The 18,677-nt window shown below is 73.2% G+C and carries 16 protein-coding genes; 10 read left to right on the forward strand and 6 right to left on the reverse strand.

Annotation, left to right across the window (positions count from 1 at the left end):
• Positions 1-74 precede the first annotated feature (74 nt).
• The 3 genes from GA0070564_RS10975 to GA0070564_RS10985 are packed head-to-tail and all read right to left on the reverse strand — an operon-like array spanning position 75 to position 3,075.
• Positions 75-1,025: a VWA domain-containing protein gene (locus tag GA0070564_RS10975; protein WP_091606780.1), complete on the reverse strand. Its 951-nt coding sequence runs from the start codon at positions 1,023-1,025 to the stop codon at positions 75-77.
• On the reverse strand, positions 1,022-1,993 hold the full coding sequence (locus GA0070564_RS10980) for a DUF58 domain-containing protein (RefSeq protein ID WP_425412450.1): 972 nt from the start codon (positions 1,991-1,993) through the stop codon (positions 1,022-1,024). Before GA0070564_RS10980 ends, GA0070564_RS10975 begins: the two co-directional genes overlap by 4 nt.
• The gene (locus GA0070564_RS10985; RefSeq protein WP_091606785.1) at positions 1,972-3,075 is read right to left on the reverse strand and encodes an AAA family ATPase; all 1,104 of its coding nucleotides are present in this window, start codon (positions 3,073-3,075) and stop codon (positions 1,972-1,974) included. Before GA0070564_RS10985 ends, GA0070564_RS10980 begins: the two co-directional genes overlap by 22 nt.
• 237 nt (positions 3,076-3,312) lie before the next feature.
• On the opposite strand from GA0070564_RS10985, the gene GA0070564_RS10990 reads away from it, so the two are divergent.
• The 3 genes from GA0070564_RS10990 to GA0070564_RS11000 are packed head-to-tail and all read left to right on the forward strand — an operon-like array spanning position 3,313 to position 5,585.
• A complete protein-coding gene (locus GA0070564_RS10990) occupies positions 3,313-3,543 on the forward strand; it encodes a hypothetical protein (RefSeq protein ID WP_091606788.1) in 231 nt (76 codons plus the stop codon).
• Between the two features lie 22 nt (positions 3,544-3,565).
• Positions 3,566-4,093 (forward strand): PH domain-containing protein, encoded by a 528-nt coding sequence (locus GA0070564_RS10995; protein ID WP_091606793.1) that lies wholly within the window; start codon positions 3,566-3,568, stop codon positions 4,091-4,093.
• 55 nt (positions 4,094-4,148) lie between these two features.
• Positions 4,149-5,585: a PH domain-containing protein gene (locus GA0070564_RS11000; protein WP_425412444.1), complete on the forward strand. Its 1,437-nt coding sequence runs from the start codon at positions 4,149-4,151 to the stop codon at positions 5,583-5,585.
• 31 nt (positions 5,586-5,616) lie between these two features.
• Here GA0070564_RS11000 and GA0070564_RS11005 read toward each other — a convergent pair whose 3' ends face one another.
• Positions 5,617-6,642, reverse strand: coding sequence for a phosphatase PAP2 family protein (locus GA0070564_RS11005; protein WP_091606796.1), 1,026 nt, complete (start codon positions 6,640-6,642; stop codon positions 5,617-5,619).
• Positions 6,643-6,746: 104 nt separating this feature from the next.
• Between GA0070564_RS11005 and GA0070564_RS11010 the strand changes: the two genes are divergently transcribed.
• Positions 6,747-7,151, forward strand: coding sequence for a thioesterase family protein (locus GA0070564_RS11010; RefSeq protein ID WP_091606799.1), 405 nt, complete (start codon positions 6,747-6,749; stop codon positions 7,149-7,151).
• Entirely contained in the window at positions 7,148-7,978 is an 831-nt protein-coding gene (locus GA0070564_RS11015) for an MBL fold metallo-hydrolase (RefSeq protein ID WP_091606802.1), read from the forward strand. The genes GA0070564_RS11010 and GA0070564_RS11015 overlap by 4 nt, the downstream gene beginning before the upstream one ends.
• 54 nt (positions 7,979-8,032) lie before the next feature.
• Here GA0070564_RS11015 and GA0070564_RS11020 read toward each other — a convergent pair whose 3' ends face one another.
• Positions 8,033-8,962, reverse strand: coding sequence for a carbohydrate kinase family protein (locus tag GA0070564_RS11020; RefSeq protein ID WP_091606805.1), 930 nt, complete (start codon positions 8,960-8,962; stop codon positions 8,033-8,035).
• Between the two features lie 51 nt (positions 8,963-9,013).
• Between GA0070564_RS11020 and GA0070564_RS11025 the strand changes: the two genes are divergently transcribed.
• Positions 9,014-9,388 (forward strand): nuclear transport factor 2 family protein, encoded by a 375-nt coding sequence (locus GA0070564_RS11025; RefSeq protein WP_091606810.1) that lies wholly within the window; start codon positions 9,014-9,016, stop codon positions 9,386-9,388.
• Positions 9,389-9,647: 259 nt separating this feature from the next.
• Positions 9,648-10,775 carry a lytic polysaccharide monooxygenase auxiliary activity family 9 protein gene (locus tag GA0070564_RS11030; protein ID WP_091606815.1) on the forward strand — a complete coding sequence of 376 codons (1,128 nt, stop codon included), beginning with the start codon at positions 9,648-9,650 and terminating at the stop codon, positions 10,773-10,775.
• Between the two features lie 63 nt (positions 10,776-10,838).
• Here the strand turns inward: GA0070564_RS11030 and asnB are convergent, their stop codons facing one another.
• Complete coding sequence (asnB, locus tag GA0070564_RS11035) at positions 10,839-12,800, reverse strand: asparagine synthase (glutamine-hydrolyzing) (protein ID WP_091606819.1); 1,962 nt, start codon at positions 12,798-12,800, stop codon at positions 10,839-10,841.
• Between the two features lie 110 nt (positions 12,801-12,910).
• Here asnB and GA0070564_RS11040 point away from each other — a divergent pair, with 110 nt between their 5' ends.
• From GA0070564_RS11040 to GA0070564_RS30205, 3 genes are all read left to right on the forward strand, one after another.
• Entirely contained in the window at positions 12,911-14,392 is a 1,482-nt protein-coding gene (locus GA0070564_RS11040; RefSeq protein ID WP_091606823.1) for an aminopeptidase P family protein, read from the forward strand.
• Between the two features lie 238 nt (positions 14,393-14,630).
• Positions 14,631-16,355, forward strand: a complete 1,725-nt coding sequence (locus tag GA0070564_RS11045) for a hypothetical protein (protein ID WP_091606827.1) — start codon at positions 14,631-14,633, stop codon at positions 16,353-16,355.
• Between the two features lie 378 nt (positions 16,356-16,733).
• Positions 16,734-18,644 carry a hypothetical protein gene (locus GA0070564_RS30205; RefSeq protein WP_281182131.1) on the forward strand — a complete coding sequence of 637 codons (1,911 nt, stop codon included), beginning with the start codon at positions 16,734-16,736 and terminating at the stop codon, positions 18,642-18,644.
• Positions 18,645-18,677: the final 33 nt, after the last annotated feature.

The raw sequence follows: 18,677 nt of genomic DNA on the forward strand, positions 1-18,677 counted from the left end.
GGCGGCCAGGTAGGCCGGAGACTGCGCCGCCCGGCGGCCCGGACGCGCTGCCGCGCCCGGGCCGGGACATCCCGTCACAGCAGGCGGGAGGTCCAGAGCAGGCTCATCGCGCCGGCGCAGAGCGCCAGCAGCAGGGCGATGCCGGCGTACCACTGGGTGACCTCGCGGGGTTCGGTGCGGAACCCGATCGAGCTGCCCATGTCCTGGTAGACCTGCTTCAGCTCGCTCACCGAGGCCGCCTCGTAGAAGTACCCCTCGGTGGTCTCGGCCAGTTCTGCCAGAGCCATCCGGTCCACCGGCACCCGCTGCAACTGCCCGCCGATGTCGACCTGACCCGAGTCGGTGCCGAAGGCGATCGTGGAGACCGGCACGTTGGCCGCCTGCGCCGCCGCGGCCGCCTCCTCCACCGAGCGGCCGGACGTGCGGTAGCCGTCGGAGAGCAGCACGATCCGGGCCGGCGGGATGCCGGCGGCGCCGTCGGCGGGCACCGACCGGATCGCCTCCAGGCAGGTGAAGACCGCCTCACCGGTGGCCGTCGACTCGGCCAGCACCAGCCCGTCGATGGCGCTGGTCACCGCGCCCCGGTCCTTGGTCGGCGAGACCAGCACGTTGGCCGACTTGGCGAACGAGACCAGCCCCAGGTTGTAGCTGGCCGGCAGCTCCCCGACGAACTGCTTCGCCGCCTCCTGCGCCGCCTCCAGCCGGTTCGGCGCCACGTCGTCGGCCTGCATGGACAGCGACACGTCGATGGCGAGCATGACCGTGGCCCGCTCCAGCGGCTCCCGGGTGTCCATCGCCGGCCGGGCCAGCGCCGTGGCGAGGATCAGCAGGCAGAGCAGGAACGCGGTGGCCGGCGCGTGCCGCCGCCAGCCCAACCCCTTCGGAGCCAGGGTACGCAGCAGGTCCACGTTGGTGAACCGCATCGCGTACGCCTTGCGCCGCCGCTGCCGCCAGACGTACGCGGCGGCCAGAGCGAGCACCGGCAGCACGGCCAGCAGCCACCACGGTTGCAGAAAACGGATCATCGTGTCGTCCCCCGGGTGCGGGCGTGCCGCTGCGCGGCGACGAACCGCACCATGTCCAGCAGCCAGTCTCGGTCGGTACGCAGGCGCAGGTGGGCGGCACCGGCGCCACGCAGGGTGGTGGAGATCGCGGCACGCTGGGCGGCGGCCGACTCGGCGTAGCGGCGGCGCAGCCGCGGGTCGGCGGTCTGCACCTCGTGCAGTTCCCCGGTCTCCGGGTCGACCACCGGCAGCACCCCCACGTCGGGCAGCTCCAACTCGCGCGGGTCGACCACCTCGATCGCCAGCACGTCGTGCCGGAACCGGAGCTTACGGACCGGCCGGCTCCACTGCTCCGGCGGCGCCAGGAAGTCCGAGATGACCACGGCCAGGCCACGCCGCCGGGGCGGGCGGTTGAGCAAGTCGATCAGGGCGCCCAGGTCGCTGCGCCCGGGACGGACCGGGGCGCCGGCGATGGCCCGCAGCAGTCCCTGCGCCTCCTTGCGCCCGTTGCGGGCGGGCAACCGCAGCACGGTCCCCGCTCCCCCGTCCCCGGCCGGCCCGCCGGTGCCGACCACCGCGCCGATCCGGTTGCCGCCCCGCACGGTCAGGTGGGCCAGGGCGGCCGCCGCGGCGACCACCACGTCCCGCTTGAGCCACTGGCCGGTGCCGAAGTCGAGGCTGGCCGACAGGTCCACCGCCAGCCAGGTCTCCAGTTCCCGGTCGGCCACGGTCCGCCGTACGTGCGGCATGGTGGTGCGCGCGGTGACCGGCCAGTCCATCCGGCGTACGTCGTCGCCGGGGCGGTACTCCCGGGACTCCCCGGCCTCGCTGCCCGGGCCGGGGAGCAGACCGGCGTAGTCGCCCTGGAGCAGCCCGTCGAGCTTGCGGGTGACCATCAGCTGCAGCCGGGACAGCACCGCCTCGGTACGGCCGCCGCCGCCCACGGCCGGGGAGAGCTCCGGTCGGGTCACGGCCGCTGCCCGGGCCAGCCGGCGCCGGGCGGCTCGACCGGTGGCGGGGTGGCCTGCTGCCGGGGCGCGACCGACGGCAGCGGGATGGTGGACATCACCCGGTGCACCACGTGGTCGGCGGGCACGTCGTCGGCGAGCGCGTCGTAGCTGAGCACCAGCCGGTGCCGCAGGATGTCCGGCGCGATGTCCTGCACGTCCTGCGGCAGCGCGTAGTCCCGGCCGCGCAGCAGCGCCAGCGCCCGGGTGGCCCGGACCAGACCGAGCGAGGCGCGCGGGCTGGCGCCGTACTGGATGAACCGGGCGACGTCCGGCATGCCGTGCTCCGCCGGGGTACGGGTGGCCAGCACCAGCCGGACCGCGTAGTCGACCAGGGCGTTGTGCACGAAGACCTGGTCGGCCCGGTGCTGGAGGGCGATCAGGTCAGAGGTGGTGAAGACGGGCGCCGGCTCGGGCGGCGCCACCCCCATCCGGTAGACGATCTCCCGCTCCTCGGCGTCGGTCGGGTAGCCGACGACGATCTTCATCAGGAACCGGTCGCGCTGCGCCTCCGGCAGCGGGTAGACGCCCTCCTGCTCGATCGGGTTCTGGGTGGCCATCACCAGGAACGGGTTCGGCACCCGGTGCGACTCACCGCCGATGGAGACCTGCCGCTCGCTCATCACCTCCAGCAGCGCGGACTGCACCTTGGCCGGCGCCCGGTTGATCTCGTCGGCGAGCAGGAAGTTGACGAAGACCGGCCCCAGCTCGACGTCGAACTTCTCGCTGGACTGCCGGTAGATCCGGGTGCCCATGATGTCGGCGGGCACCAGGTCCGGGGTGAACTGGACTCGCGCGAAGGAGCCACCGACCACCCGGGCCATCGTCTCCACGGCCAGGGTCTTGGCCACCCCGGGCACCCCCTCCAGCAGGCAGTGCCCCCTGGCCAGCAGCGCCACGAACATCCGCTCGACCATCCGATCCTGGCCGACGATGACCCGTTTGATCTCGAACAGCGCCCGCTCGAGCAGCGTGGCGTCCTCGGCCGGGGTGGTCACCGGCGCGGGCGTGCCCGGCGGGGTGCCGGTCGGCGTCGGGGCATCGGGCGTGGTCGGCTGGGCCACCGGTCCTCCACAGCATGATCGGTCGTCGCGGCGTGGTGCGTACCAAGACTGTCATGCCCGGCTGGGAGCCGAGGAGCGGAGAACCCCATTTTCGCCGCCGCGTCCGGTCCGTCGAATCGCCGAACACGGGTGGACACGGAGGGGGACGGCGTGTGTACCATTCACCCGTCGCCGGGCGGCTCCCCCCGTGGCCGCCCGGCGCTCAAACTTCCCGTCCCGGCCCCTAGACTCGCCCGGATGACGTCTCCCCCACCTGCCGACGAGGCGCCGGTCTGCTCGGCGCGCGGCTGCCGCGCCCCGGCCCTGTGGGCGTTGCGCTGGAACAATCCCCGCCTGCACGACGCCGACCGGCGCAAGACCTGGCTGGCCTGTGCCGAGCATCGGGAGTCGCTCGGCGACTTCCTGGCGGCGCGCGGCTTCCTGCGGGAGGTGGTGGCCGCCCCCGGATCGCCTACCCTCGAAGGGTGAGCCAGCGCAGCGGATCAGACCGGTGACAGGTGACGAGAACGGCGGTCCGGCCCCGGCCCCGGCCGGCCCCCTGGAGCCCTGGCCGGACACGGTCCGGTGGCAGCCCATCTCCCGCGACCTGATCTGGGTGGAGCTGATCCGGCTGGCGGTGCTGCTCGGCGTGGTGCTGGTCGGCCTGGCGGTGGCCTGGGCGTTCACCGGTGCCCGCGCGTTCGGTGTCGCCCTGGCGCTCGCGGTGCTCGCCGGCGCCTGGCGGGCGGTCACCATCGTCCGGGCAGTCGGGGCCTGGGGGTACGCCGAGCGCCCCGACGACCTGCTGGTGCGGCACGGGCTGCTGGTCCGGCGGCTCTCCATCGTCCCGTACTCCCGCATGCAGTTCGTCGACGTGAGCGCCGGGCCCCTGGAACGCGCCTTCGACCTGGCCACCGTGCAGCTGCACACCGCCGCGGCGGCGAGCGACGCCCGGGTGCCCGGGCTGCGCCCCGCCGAGGCGTCCCGGCTGCGCGACCGGCTGACCGCGCTGGGCGAGGACCGCGCGGAGGGCCTGTGAGCGCGAGGAGTGAGCCGGGGTTGCGAGCCCCGCAGTCGCGAACCGAGGCGACCCGGTGAGCGCGGACCGGCCGGTGCCACCGCCCGAGGGTCACCACTGGCCCGCGCCGCCGCCCGACGGTCACCCGTGGCCCGCGCCACCACCCCACGGCCAGCCGTGGCCCTGGGACGGCGGGCCGGGGGGCGAGGAGCCGCGTCGCCGGCTGCACCCGCTCAGCCCCGCCCTGCACGGCGCGAAATCGCTGGTCGTGGTGATCGCCGGCCTGTCCTGGTCGACGCTGTCCCGGGTCGGTCTCGGCTGGTTCGCGGCGATGGTGGCGCTGCTCGCCCTCGGCGCCACCGTGCTGGCCGTGATCAGCTGGTACAACACCGGCTACCAGGTGGTCGGGCGGGAACTGCGGGTGCACGAGGGGCTGCTCTGGCGGCGTACCCGGGCGATCCCGTTGGAGCGGTTGCAGGCCGTGGAGGTGGTCCGGCCGCTGCTGGCCCAGCTCACCGGCCTGGCCGAGCTGCGCCTGGAGGTGGTCGGCGGGGGCAAGACCGAGGCGCCGCTGGCGTACCTCGGGGTCGGTGAGGCGGCCGCCCTGCGCGGCCGGCTGCTGGACCTGGCCGGCCGGGTGCCGGCCACGGGCCCGGCGCCGGCCGGTCCCGCGGTCCCCGGAGGCGGGTCGGCCGAGCCGCCCGGGCGGCCGCTGCACGGGGTACGCAACAACGACCTGCTGGTCAGCCAGCTGCTCACCCCGCAGGCGTTCCTGCTCCCGTTCGGCCTGCTCTTCGTGGTGGTCCAGTTCCTCTCCGCGGGTTCCTGGTCGTTCATCGCGGTGGCCAGCACGCTGACCGCGATGGCCGGCGTGCTGCTCCAACCGGTCCGCCGGGTGCTCGACGACTGGAACTTCCGGCTGGCCCGCGACGACGACACGCTGCGGATCCGCAACGGGCTGCTGGAGACCCGGGCGCAGACCGTGCCGCTGCGGCGGGTGCAGACCGTCGGGGTGACCTGGCCGCTGCTGTGGCGGCCGAAGGGTTGGCTGCGGCTGCGGCTGGAGGTGGCCGGCTACTCGGGCGCCGAGCCGGACGACCGGAACCGGCCGGACCGGCTGCTGCCGGTCGGCGACCGGGCCACCGGCGAGCTCGTCGTGGCGGAGGTGCTGCCGGGCGTACGACTGGCGGAGCTGCCCACGACGGCGCCGCCGCGGCGGGCCCGCTGGCTGCGCCCGCTGAGCCGGCAGGCGCTCGGCGCCGGGCTGGACGAGCGGGTCTTCGTGGCCCGCTCCGGCCTGCTGACCCGCCGGCTGGCGCTGGTGCCGTACGCCCGGATCCAGAGCGTGCGGGTGGTGCAGGGGCCGGTGCAGCGGCGGTTGCGGCTGGCCACCGTGCACGCGGACACCGCCGGCGGGGCCGGGGCGGCGGCGCCGCACCGCGACCTGGCCGAGGCGTGGGTCCTGGCGGCCGAGCTGGCCGAGCGGGCGCACGCCGCGCGCCGCGCCCGCTGAGCCGGCGGGGTCGGCACGCCCGCAGGCGCGGTCAGCGGGCGGCCGGCTCCGGGGCCGGGTCGTCGGCCGGGGCCGCCGGGGCCGGGACGGCCTCGACCGTCCGGCGCCGGTCCCGCCAGGCCGTCCAGCCGCGCTCGGCGAGGCCGACCACCAGGAACGCCATGCCCACGTACGCCCAGCCGACCAGGACGTCGATGATGTAGTGCTCGCCGCTGTAGACCAGGGTGAACGTCATCGCCAGCGGGTACGCCAGCAGCAGCGGCCACCAGCGCCGGCGCACCGTCGGCATGAAGAAGACCACCACGAACAGCGCCCACGCGGTGTGCAGCGACGGCATCGCGGCGACCGGGTTCGAGGCGATCTGGCCGGCGTTGAGCACGTTGCCGGCCCCGTGCATCCCGAACTCCTTCCACCCGCGGGTGGAGATCCGGGCCACCTCGGGGAGCAGCCCGTTCTGGGCCGCCCACCACGGCGGGGCGGCCGGGTAGAGGAAGTAGGTGACCAGGCCGCTGGCGCAGAGGAACCCCCAGCGGCGCATGTACGCCCCCCAGCGGCGCCGGTTGCGCACCCAGAGCACCGCCGCGGCGGTCAGCGCCACCACGAAGTGCGAGAAGTAGACCCAGCTGGCCAGCACGTCGTACCAGTGCACCGCAGGGCGGTAGAGGTGCTCCTGGAGCCAGACGGTCGGCACCTGCCCGCCGGTCGCCCAGCCCACCAGGAAGCGGTCGGCGACGATCAGCTCCAGCGCGTGCGGGGTCACCCCGTTGTCGGCGAAACCTCGGGAGAGGTTGTACGCGACGAACAGCAGCACCACCGGCAGCCAGTCCCGGCCGAACTGGAGGTGGCTGCGCCACGGGCGGGACGAGTTCCAGGCGATGGTCCCCGCCCAGATCCAGACGAAGGCGTACGCCGGGTCGGTCGGCAGGCCGATGGCCAGCCAGCAGACGACGAAGGCGACGCCCCAGATCGCCATCGCGATCACGCGGCGACGCCCGCCTTCGGCCGGTGCGGGCGGACCGGAGGGGGCGGGGGGCTGGGGCTCAGTCACGACGGCCATCGCGATCCAGGTTAACGGCGGGTGCCGGCGGACCGGACGCCCACCCTCGCGGCACGGTCCGCGCGGTCCGCTCGGCGCGCCCGGGCAGCCCCTAGGCTGGGGCCATGCAGGAGCAGCCGGAGCAGCCGTTCGAGACCGGGCTGGCGGGCCGGGTCGAGTTGACCGTGACCGATGCCGACACCGCGCTGGCGGTGGGCTCCGGCGACGTGCCGGTGCTGGGTACCCCGCGGGTGCTCGCGCTGGCCGAGGCCGCGACGGTCGCCGCCACGGCGGCCCGGATGCCGGTCGGCCGGACCACCGTCGGCACCCGGGTCGAGCTGGAGCACCTGGCCGCGACGCCGGTCGGCCGCACGGTGGTGGCCCAGGCCCGGCTGGCGGCCGTGCGGGGACGCCGGCTGGCCTTCGAGGTCGCCGTCACCGACGGGGACGAGACGGTGGCGCGGGGCCGGGTGGAGCGGGTGCTGGTCGACCGGGGGCGCTTCGTGGCCCGGGCCGGGGGGACGGCGTGAGCGGCCTCCGCTTCGTCGAGGTCGCCGACCGGGTGCACGTGCTGCGCGAGCCGCTGCTGGAGGTGAACGTCACCCTGGTGGTCGGCGACGGCGCGGCGCTGTTGGTGGACACCCTCTCCACCGCCGGGCAGGCCGCCGAGTTGGCCGCCGCCGCCCGGGCGGTCACCCCGGCCCCGTGGACGGTCGTGAACACCCACCACCACTTCGACCACTGCTTCGGCAACGCGACGCTCGCCGCCGACCCGCCCCGCCCGGTGTACGCGCACGAGCTGGCCGCCGCGGCGCTGCGGGACCCGCAGCGGCTGCGCCGGCAGGCGTACGAGGAGATGCGCGCCGAGCGACCGGAGCTGGCCGCGGAGCTGGCCGACACGGAGCTGCTGGCCCCGACGCACACCGTGCACACCGAGACGGTGCTCGACGTGGGCGGTCGGCGGGTGGTGCTGCGCCACCCCGGCCCCGGGCACACCGACGCCGACCTGGTGGTGCACGTGCCGGACGCGGACGTGCTGGTCGCCGGGGACCTGGTGGAGCGCAGCGGGCCACCGGCGTTCGAGGACTCGTACCCGCTGCGCTGGCCGGACGCGGTGGCCGACCTGCTCCGGCTGACCACCGGGGCCACGGTGGTGGTGCCGGGGCACGGCGAGCCGGTCGGGGTGGACTTCGTCCGGGAGCAGCACCGCCGGCTGGTCGACCAGGCGTGGCTGATCCGGGCCGCGCACACGGGGGGCGCGCCGCCGGAGCGGGTGGCCGCCGAGAGCCCGTTCGGCGCCCGGCCGGGGCTGGTCGCCGCCCGCCGCGGCTACGCCGAACTCGACGGCTCGGCCTGACGCCGGCCGGCCCGGCTCAGGCGTAACGACCCGCCTCGGGCTCAGCGGCCCGGCTCAGGTGTAACGGCGCAGCACCTCGGCGCGGGTGGGCATCGAGACGGCGCCGCCCGGTGACTCGCAGACCAGCCCGGCGACCCGCAGCGCGAACGCCACCCGCTCGTGCCAGCCGGTCGGCTCGACCGGCTCGCCGTCGACCAGCAGGTCGGCGATGAGCGCGGCCATCACCGAGTCGCCCGCGCCGGTGGCGTCTACCGCGCGGACCTTCGGCGCGGGGACGCGTACCGGGTCGGGGCCGGCGGCGACCACCGCCCCGTCCGCGCCCAGGGTGACCACCACGGTGCCCGCGCCCAGCTCCCGCAGGTACGCGGCGACGCCCTCGACCGGCTCGCCCGGCCAGAGCAGCGCGGCGTCGGCGGCGCTGAGCTTCACCAGGTGCGCCCCGGCGGCGAACTCCACCACGATCTCGCGGAGCCCGGCCAGCGCGGCCGGGCCGTCGAGCAGCCGGGGACGCACGTTCGGGTCGAGCACCCGCAGGCCCGTGGCGAGCGACCAGGCCCGGCGGGCGGCGGCCAGCACCGGCGGGCTCAGCAGCACGATCGACCCGGCGTAGAGCACGTCGGCGCCCTCGACCAGGGCGACATCCAGGTCGTCGGCGGTGAGCAGGCCGTACGACGGCGGCTCGCCGTAGAAGCGGAAGTCCGGTTCGGCGCCGGCGTGGGTGGCCACCGCGAGCGCGGTCGGGGCGGGCACGGTGACCGTCCCGGCCAGCCCCACCCCGGCGGCGCCCAGGAAGGCGCGGATCCGGTCGGCCAGCACGTCGTCGCCGAGCGAGCCGACGAACTGCGCCGTGCCGCCGAGCCGGGACACCCCGACCGCCACGTTGAGCGGGCCGCCGCCGATCTCCTGCCGGAAGACCGGCCGGCCCTCGCACTCGGCGTCGAGCAGGTCGACCAGCGCCTCGCCGAGCACCACCGCGTATCCCACGACTCCTCCAGAGCTCGGTTTCCGTCGCACCAGGCTGGCACACTCCCCGCCGTGGCGACTGCTGAAGACACCGTATTGGCGTACTGGGCGGCGTGCGAGGCCCGGGACTGGGTCCGCTTCGGGGCGCTCCTCGCCGAGGACGTCGTCTACGACCTCCCGCAGACCCGGGAGCGGATCCACGGCCGCCGGGACTACCTGCGGTTCAACCAGGAGTACCCGGGCGACTGGCACCTGACGGTCGTCCGGGTGGTCGGCTCCGGCCGCCACGCGGCCAGTTGGACGTCGTTCACCGTCGACGGCGGGGCCCAGCCCGCGACCACCTTCTTCGAGCTGGACAATGCCGGAGCGATCAGCCGCGTCACGGAGTTCTGGCCGGAGCCGTACGATCCGCCGGCCGGGCGGGAGCACCTCGTCGAACGCTACTGACGCATCGAGATGCGCCTATTGCCCTGACGGTCGGTGGTGTGCTGGGATGACCCTGCCGGATCGTGCGCGGGGGCTGCCGCGCCGCCGGCGCCGGGCTCCGATCAACGCGAGGGCACCGGTCCGCCACCGGCGGACCGACGACGGCCCGCGTCCACCGGCTGGGCGCGGCAGCCGTAGCCGTGATCGTCACCCCTGTCGCCGCGGGCCGGCCGGGCACCGCCGCGCGCGTCAGCGGGCTCCCCCACCACAAGGAGTTCCCGTGCACCGATCCCGTACGGCCGCGCTGCTCACCGCGGCCGCCACCCTCGTCGCCGGGGCGTTCGCCCTGGCCACCGGCCCCGATCCGGCCGCCGCGCACGGCGCGGCGATGACCCCGGGCGCCCGGACGTACCTGTGCTGGAAGGACGGCCTGAGCGCCACCGGGGAGATCAGGCCGAACAACCCGGCCTGCGCCGCGGCGGTCGCCGAGAGCGGGTCGAACTCGCTCTACAACTGGTTCGGCGTGCTGCGCTCCGACGCCGGTGGCCGGACCGTCGGCTTCATCCCGGACGGCAAGCTGTGCAGCGGCGGCAACCCGGGCTTCAGCGGCTACGACGCCGCCCGCGCGGACTGGCCGGTCACCCACCTGACCGCCGGGCGGACGATGGAGTTCCGGTACAGCAACTGGGCGCACCATCCGGGCACCTTCTACTTCTACGTCACGAAGGACAGCTGGAGCCCGACCCGGCCGCTGGCCTGGAGCGACCTGGAGGAGCAGCCGTTCCTGACGGTCACCAACCCACCGTCGATCGGCTCGCCGGGCACCAACGACGGGCACTACTACTTCACCGGCACCCTGCCGGGGAACAAGAGCGGCCGGCACGTCGTCTACTCCCGCTGGGTCCGCTCGGACAGCCAGGAGAACTTCTTCGGCTGCTCGGACGTGACCTTCGACGGCGGCAACGGGGAGGTGACCGGGGCAGGCCCGGGCGGCACCCCGTCGCCGACGCCGACCAACCCCACGCCCACGCCCACGGGTCCGACCCCGACACCCACGCCGACGCCGACCTCGCCGAGCCCGACGCCCACGCCCACCATGCCGACCGGCGGGTGCATGGCGGTCTACAAGGTGGTCGGTTCCTGGCCGGGCGGCTTCCAGGGCGAGGTCACGATCATGAACCACACCACCCGCACGTACGCGGGCTGGACGGCGAGCTGGACCTGGCCCAGCGGGCAGGGCCTGAACTCGGTCTGGAACGGCACGCTGAGCACCAGCGGGGCCGCGGTGACGGTGACCAACGCCGCCTGGAACGGCACGGTCGCGCCGGAGGCGACCACCACCTTCGGCTTCACCGCCAACACCTCGGGCGCCAACACCGCCCCGACGGTCGGCTGCACCGGCCGCTGACCGGGTGACGTGTTAAAAGGGGCCCCCTTTACAACGCCAGGCGTTAAGAGGGGGCCCCTGCTTTCATCTGACCATGCTGCCGACGACCGGCTTGGTGAGCAGGGCGGAGCGGTTGCGCTCGATGCCCGGGTCGAGGGTCCGCTCGACGAAGATCGCGTGCCAGACGCAGAAGATCAGCACCGTCCACACCTTGCGGGAGTTGTCGGCCTCGCCCCGCTTGTGCGCCTCCAGCAGCCGCATCGCGTACGGCAGGTCGACCAGTTCACCGGCGCCGGAGGTGGCCAGCACGTGCCGGGCCCACTCGTACATCTCCCCGCGCAGCCAGACCCGGGTCGGGGTGGGGAAGCCCAGCTTGCGACGGTTCACGATCGGCGGCGGCACGACGTCGCGCAGCGCCTGGCGCATGGCGTACTTGGTGGCGTCGGAGCGGGGCGGGATCTTCAGGTCGACCGGGATGCCGGCCGCGACGTCGAAGACCTCCCGGTCGAGGAAGGGCACCCGCACCTCCAGCGAGTGGGCCATCGAGATCCGGTCGGCCTTGACCAGGATGTCCCCGCGCAGCCAGGTGTAGAGGTCGACGTACTGCATCTTCGTGACGTCGTCCAGCTCGGTGGACTCGGCGTAGATCGGCGCGGTGACGTCGGTGTAGCGCACCGACGGGTCGTACTGGCGCAGCAGCCGGCGCTTCTCGTCCTCGGTGAACATCCGGGCGTTGCCGTAGTAGCGCTGCTCGATCGGGGTGGTGCCGCGCTCCAGGAAGCTGCGCCCCTTGACCCCCTGCGGGATCACCCGGGCCAGCGCGCGCAGCCCGGCCCGCAGGCCCCGGGGCAGCCCGTTGACGCCTGCCAGCGACAGCGGCTCCCGGTAGATGGTGTACCCGCCGAAGAACTCGTCCGCGCCCTCGCCGGAGAGGACCACGGTGACGTGCTCGGCGGCCTTCTTGGCCACGAAGTAGAGCGGCACCAGCGCCGGGTCGGCCACCGGGTCGTCCAGGTGCCAGACGATCTTCGGCAGCGCGTCGATCATGTCCTGTGGCCCGATCTTGGTCGGGATGGTGGTCACGCCGAGGTGCCGGGCCGACTCCTGGGCCACGTCGATCTCGGAGTAGCCGTCCACGTCGAAGCCGACGGTGAAGGTGAGGATGTTCGGGTTGAACTCGCGGGCCAGGGCGACCACCGCGGTGGAGTCGATGCCGCTGGACAGGAACGAGCCGACCGGCACGTCGGAGCGCATGTGCATCCGTACGCTCTCCCGCAGCGTCTCCCGGATCCGGTCGTAGAGCCGCTGCTCGTCGGCGACCGGGGCGGGCCGGAACACCGGCCGGTACCAGCGGCGGACGTCGATGCGGTACCCCGGGCTCCAGGTCAGGCACTCCCCCGAGCCGATCCGGCCGATCCCCTTGTGCAGGGTGCCGGGCTCCGGGACGTACTGGAGGGTGAGGTAGTGGCTGAGGTTCGCCGCGTCCACCCCGGCGTCACCGGTACGCGCCGACGGCGCGAACGGCAGCAGCGCCTTCTTCTCCGAGGCCAGGTAGAGCCCGTCCGGGGTCTCCAGGTGGTAGAGCGGCTTGATGCCGAAGCGGTCCCGCGCGCCGAAGGCCCGCCGCTCCTGGCGGTCCCAGATCACGAAGGCGAACATCCCGCGCAGCCGGTTGAGCACCTGCTCGCCCCAGTGGTGGTAGCCGGCGACGATCACCTCGCCGTCCCCGGCGGTGGCGAACCGGGCGCCGAAGTCCCGGATCAGCTCGTCGCGCAGCTCGACGTAGTTGTAGATCTCGCCGTTGTAGGTGAGCAGGTAGCGGCCGTCGGCGTACGACAGCGGCTCGTGGCTGGACTCCACGTCGATGATCGCCAGCCGCTTGTGCCCGAAGACCACGTCGGTGCGGCGGCCGGTGGTGTCACCGACCACCTCCACCCCGGTCTCGTCGGGGCCGCGGTGATGCAGGCACTCCAGCGCCTCGGCGACGGCATCCCGCCGGTTTGCCGCGTTTCCGTGCGCACTGAAAAATGCCAGAAGTCCACACATACCAGGAATTTTTGCACGCAAATCGGACTCATGAGGCCGCCTCGGCAGACCCGCTCGAACCCGTGCGCGGTACCGTCTGGTCCAGCGACGAGGCGACAGGGAGGCGGATCATGGCCGAGGAGCGGGCCCAGGGAAAGCCGGCGGACGGCACGGAATCACACGACCCGGACTTCCCGGAGGCGTTCCTGGCCTTCATGCGGCAGGGCTGGCGGGACACCGAGCTGCCGGTGGGACCCCGACCCGAGGTGCCCAACCACGCCAAGCGCCGCGCCGCGCTCTCCGCGGCGTTCCCCGGGGAGACCCTGGTCATCCCGACCGGCGGCGAGAAGGTACGCGCCAACGACACCGACCACCCGTTCCGGCCCGGCAGCGACTTCGCGTACCTCACCGGCGACCTCGACCCGGACAGCGTCCTGGTGCTGCGCCCCAACGGCTCGGGCCACGACCCCGTGCTCTACATGCGTCCCCGCTCGTCCCGGGTGACCGACGAGTTCTTCCGCAGCCGCAACGGCGAGCTGTGGGTGGGCCGGCGGCACACCCTGAGCGAGAAGTCGACCGAGCTGGGGCTGCCGACGGCCGACCTGACCGAGCTGGAGGCCGCGCTGGCCGACTGCGCGCCGGGGCGTACCCGGGTGCTGCGCGGTTTCGACGCCGGGGTGGACGCGGCTGTGCGTCCCTACGACGGCCCGCGCACCGAGGGCCAGCCGGCCCGCGACCGGGAGCTGGCCATCGCCATCTCGGAGCTCAAGCTGGTCAAGGACGAGTGGGAGATCGCCCAGCTCCAGGAGGCGTGCGACGCCACCGTCCGGGGCTTCGAGGATGTGGCCCGGGCGCTGCCGGCCGACCGGCGGGTCTCCGAGCGGCTGCTGGAGGGGATCTTCGCGCTGCGCGCCCGGCACGACGGCAACGACGTCGGCTACGGCTCGATCGTCGGCGCCGGCGAGCACGCGACGATCCTGCACTGGGTGCACAACCACGGCGCCACCCGCCCGGGCGAGCTGCTGCTGATGGACATGGGCGTGGAGAACCGCAACCTCTACACCGCCGACGTCACCCGGGTGCTGCCGGTCGACGGCCGCTTCACCCCCCTGCAGCGCCAGGTGTACGACGCCGTCTACACCGCCCAGCAGGCGGCCATCGACATCATCCGGCCCGGCGTGGCGTTCCGGGACGTGCACCTGACCGCCATGCGGGTGCTCGCCGAGGCGCTGAAGGACCTGGGCCTGCTGCCGGTGAGCGTGGACGAGGCGATGGACCCGACCTCGACGGTCTACCGGCGGTGGACGCTGCACGGCACCAGCCACATGCTCGGCATCGACGTGCACGACTGCGCCAACGCCCGCAAGGAGAACTACCGGGACGGCGCGCTCGGTGAGGGCTACGTGCTGACCGTCGAGCCGGGGCTCTACTTCCAGCCCGAGGACGAGCTGGTCCCGGAGGAGCTGCGCGGCATCGGCGTCCGCATCGAGGACGACATCCTGGTCACCGCGACCGGCTCGGTGAACCTCTCCGCCGGCCTGCCGCGCCGCTCGGACGAGGTGGAGACCTGGCTGGCCGAGCAGCGCGAGGCGGGCCCCCGACTGCCCGGCTGACCTGCGAAAGCCCCTCGACGGGCCCCGGATCCCGGTGTGCGAACACCGGGGCCGGGGCCCGTCGTCGTCGACGGACCTCATGCTGTCTGCCCGATTACGCGGCTTTTCTTCGGATTCACCTTTCTTGCGAGGATCGTTCTCATACGGTGGCGATCACAGGCTGCAGCCGATTTGTAGCTGGTCGCGCCCCTTCGGTCGGCGCGGCCCGTCTGGTAGCAGGAAAGGGCGGAAGGCTCCGATGTCCAACGACGTAACCACTTCCGACGAGGGGACGCCCACCGGCCCGCCGCCGAAGCGACGGCGGGCCCTCTGGGTCGCCACCGGCGTGGCCGGGTTGACCGGCGTCGTCGGCCTGGCCGCACTGGGGGGCCTGGCCGCACGCGAGAACACCTCCGACGACGCCCAGCGACGGTCGGACCAGCAGGCCACCACGGCGCGGCAGAACGTGAGCGACGCCGGCCCGGCGGCCGAGGAGAACGTTGCGGACGGCGACGAGGGCCCCGGTCGCGGCGAGGACCGGGACGCCCGCGAGGCCAGGGAGGCCAGGGGCCACCGCGACGCCAAGGACGAGCACGGCCGCGTGCGGGAGGTCCCCTGCGACGACGACAAGCTCGTCGAGGCACTCGACCTGGCCAACCGGGACGAGGGCGGCACCATCAAGCTGGCCGAGCACTGCACCTACGAGCTGGACTTCGCCGACAAGAAGTCCGGTGGCGCACTGCCGACCATCAAGCAGGAGATCACCATCAAGGGCAACGACGCCACCATCAAGCGGGACTCCGAGGACGCCTTCCGGCTCTTCCGGGTCGCCGACGGCGGCGACCTCACCCTGAAGGACCTGACCATCACCGGCGGCAACGCCGCCGAGTTCAAGTACGGCCCGACCCCGGGCGGCGCGGAGGGCACCCAGGCGACCCCCGCGGTCCCCAAGCCGGCCAGGAAGGGCGAGGCCGACGGCGGCGCCCTGCTGGTCGAGCACGGCGGCAGCGCCCACCTCGAGAAGGTCAGGCTCATCCGCAACAACGCCGAGGGCAACGGCGGCGCGATCGCCAACTACGGCCGCGTCGACGTCGAGCAGAGCGTCATCGAGGACAACCACGCCGGCCACGGCGGCGGGGGCGTCTTCAACGCCGCCCTGCTCAGCGTCGAGAAGTCGCGGATCGTGGACAACACCGCCGGCGACAGCGGCGGCGGCATCGCCAACGGCAAGGCCCACGACAAGGACGCGCCGCACCCGGGTGAGCCCGGCGACGGCCACCAGGACGGCGGCAGCGTCGACATCCGGCGCAGCGTCGTCGCCGGCAACAGCGCCGGCCACAACGGCGGTGGACTCTTCAGCTTCAGCGGTTTCGTCGCGATCTCCTACGGGGCGGTCGACCGGAACCGGGCCTGCGCCAGCGGCGGCGGCGTCTACGCCAACGACACCGACCTCGACCTCGACCACGTCGCGGTCACCCGGAACCACGCCGTGACCGACGGCGGCGGCGTCGTCAACTCCGGGGGTGAGCGCTGGGTCGTGGTGACGTCGGACGGCACCAGCACGGCCAGCGCGGACAACGGGCGGGCGGGCCACGGCGCCATCGCCGACAGCCGCATCGCCGACAACACGGCCGGTCGCTTCGGGGGCGGCATCTTCAACGGTGAGACCGGCAAGGTCGACGTCGCGGAGGGCTTCGGGGATCGATCCGGGGGCCGGGACGACAACGCGTCCCTCGCCCTGCGGCACACCGAGATCAAGGGCAACACCGCCCTCAACGGCGGCGGCATCTTCAACAACAAGGGCGCGATCGACCTGACCGGCACCAGGGTCGCGCGGAACACCGCCACCGACGCGGCCAAGCTGCACCGGGTCGCCGGCGGCATCCTCAACAACGAGGGCACGGTACGCCTCGACGACGAGTCCACCGTCACCGACAACGACCCGACCAACTGCGCCGGGACGGTCAAGGACTGCTTCCGCTGAACCACCACATACCCGAGGGGCCCCTTCCCGTCCGGCCGGGCGGGAAGGGACCGCCCTACGGACACGAATGCGGTCGCCGTCCCCGATGGCCGCCCGACGTCGACCCCGTACGCCTTCCGTCCCACCCGGCCCGGCCCACACCGAATGTGGGCTTTTTTCGTATATGGCCACGAGGCGAAGAAGGTTCTCATACGGTGTTGTTCAGCAGCTACAACCGATTTGTAGCGAAGGCCGCCTCGCTGTGACGAAGCGACCTTGTCAGGTACAAGGAGAGGGCAGAGAGCTCCGATGTCCAACTACCTTCGCAATAACGTTGACGCCACTCGTGAGACAACCTCCCCGTTCCGTCGCTCGCGGCTCTGGCTGGCGACCGGTGTCGTGGGTCTGACCGGAGCGGTCAGCCTCGCCGGCGTCGCGTACGCGACCACCGGGGCCGTCGGCCCCCACCGGGTCACCGACGTGAAGTGGTCGACCGCCCAGCTCAAGGACGACGCCGGTCGCGGCGAGGACCGGGACGCCCGCGACGCCAAGGAGGCCAAGGACCGCTACGACGCCAAGGACGAGCACGGCCGCGTGCGGGAGGTCCCCTGCGACGACGACAAGCTCGTCGAGGCACTCGACCTGGCCAACCGGGACGAGGGCGGCACCATCAAGCTGGCCGAGCACTGCACCTACGAGCTGGACTTCGCCGACAAGAAGTCCGGTGGCGCACTGCCGACCATCAAGCAGGAGATCACCATCAAGGGCAACGACGCCACCATCAAGCGGGACTCCGAGGACGCCTTCCGGCTCTTCCGGGTCGCCGACGGCGGCGACCTCACCCTGAAGGACCTGACCATCACCGGCGGCAACGCCGCCGAGTTCAAGTACGGCCAGATCCCGGGCGGCCCGAGCGCGTCGGGCGCCGCAGGTGGTGCCCAGGCGGCTCCCGGGTTCCGGAAGCCCGGCAAGGAGGACGAGGCCGACGGCGGCGCCCTGCTGGTCGAGCACGGCGGCAGCGCCCACCTCAAGAAGGTCACCCTGACCCGCAACAACGCCGAGGGCAACGGCGGCGCCATCGCCAACTACGGCCGGGTCGACATCGAACACAGCAAGATCGCCGACAACCACGCCCGCGAGAACGGCGGCGGCATCTTCAACCTCGGCCTGCTCCACGTCGAGGACTCGAAGATCGTCAACAACACCGCCGGCGAGAACGGCGGCGGCGTCGCCAACGGGCACGGCAAGAAGGACTACAAGGACGCCCCGAGCCTGGTGCCGGGCCGCGAGGACCGGGACAAGGACAAGGTTGGCTCCGTGGACATCATCGACAGCGCGGTCGACGGCAACAACGCCGGCCACAACGGCGGTGGCGTCTTCAGCTCCGGCGGGTACGTCAAGATCGCCGGCGAGGACGAGAAGCACGGCGAGCACGACAAGAAGTACGACGAGAACGCCCAGGGCGGCGACTACGGCAAGAAGTACGACGAAGAGGCCCAGGGCCGCGACTACGGCAACAAGTACGAGGACGAGGCCGAGAACAAGGACGAGAACAAGGCCGAGGACAAGGCCGGCGACAAGGGCAAGGCCGAGGACAAGGGCAAGGCCGAGGACAAGGGCGAGCACAAGTCCGAGGACAAGGCCGGCGACAAGGGCAAGGGCGGCACCGGCGCCGGCGACTTCGGCGGCGACTACGGCCGTGAGCACCACGAGCGCGCCACGGTGAAGGACAACAACGCCTGCGAGAACGGTGGCGGCATCTACGCCCACAACACCGACCTGGACGTCGAGCACGTCCTCGTCGCGAAGAACCACGCCAGCAAGGACGGTGGCGGCATCTACAACACCGGTGGCGAGAAGAAGCGTGAGTCCGTCGAGTCCAAGCCCGGCGACGGGCGCGACGGCGAGCACGAGGCCAACGCCACCGTGGCCGACAGCGCTGTCGTGGACAACACCGCCGGCCGGTTCGGCGGCGGCATCTTCAACGGCGAGGCGGAGCTGCTGAAGGTGGAGGACGGCTTCCAGGAGTGGGCGGAGAGCGAGGGCGACAACGCCCGGCTGACCCTGCGGGACGACGTCATCAAGGGCAACACCGCGCTCAACGGCGGCGGCATCTTCAACAACCGGGGCACGGTCACCCTGACCGACACCAGGGTCACGAAGAACACCGCCACCGACACCGCCAAGCTGCACCGGGTCGCCGGCGGCATCCTCAACCACGAGGGCCGGGTCCGGCTCGACGACGAGTCGACCGTGACCGACAACGACCCGACCAACTGCGCGGGCACGGTCAAGGAGTGCTTCAACTGACCGGACCGACCGCGTGACGCTCCAACGCGAACC

The sequence above is a fragment of the Micromonospora mirobrigensis genome (assembly GCF_900091555.1).
In the GTDB taxonomy this organism is placed as follows: Bacteria; Actinomycetota; Actinomycetes; order Mycobacteriales; family Micromonosporaceae; genus Micromonospora; species Micromonospora mirobrigensis.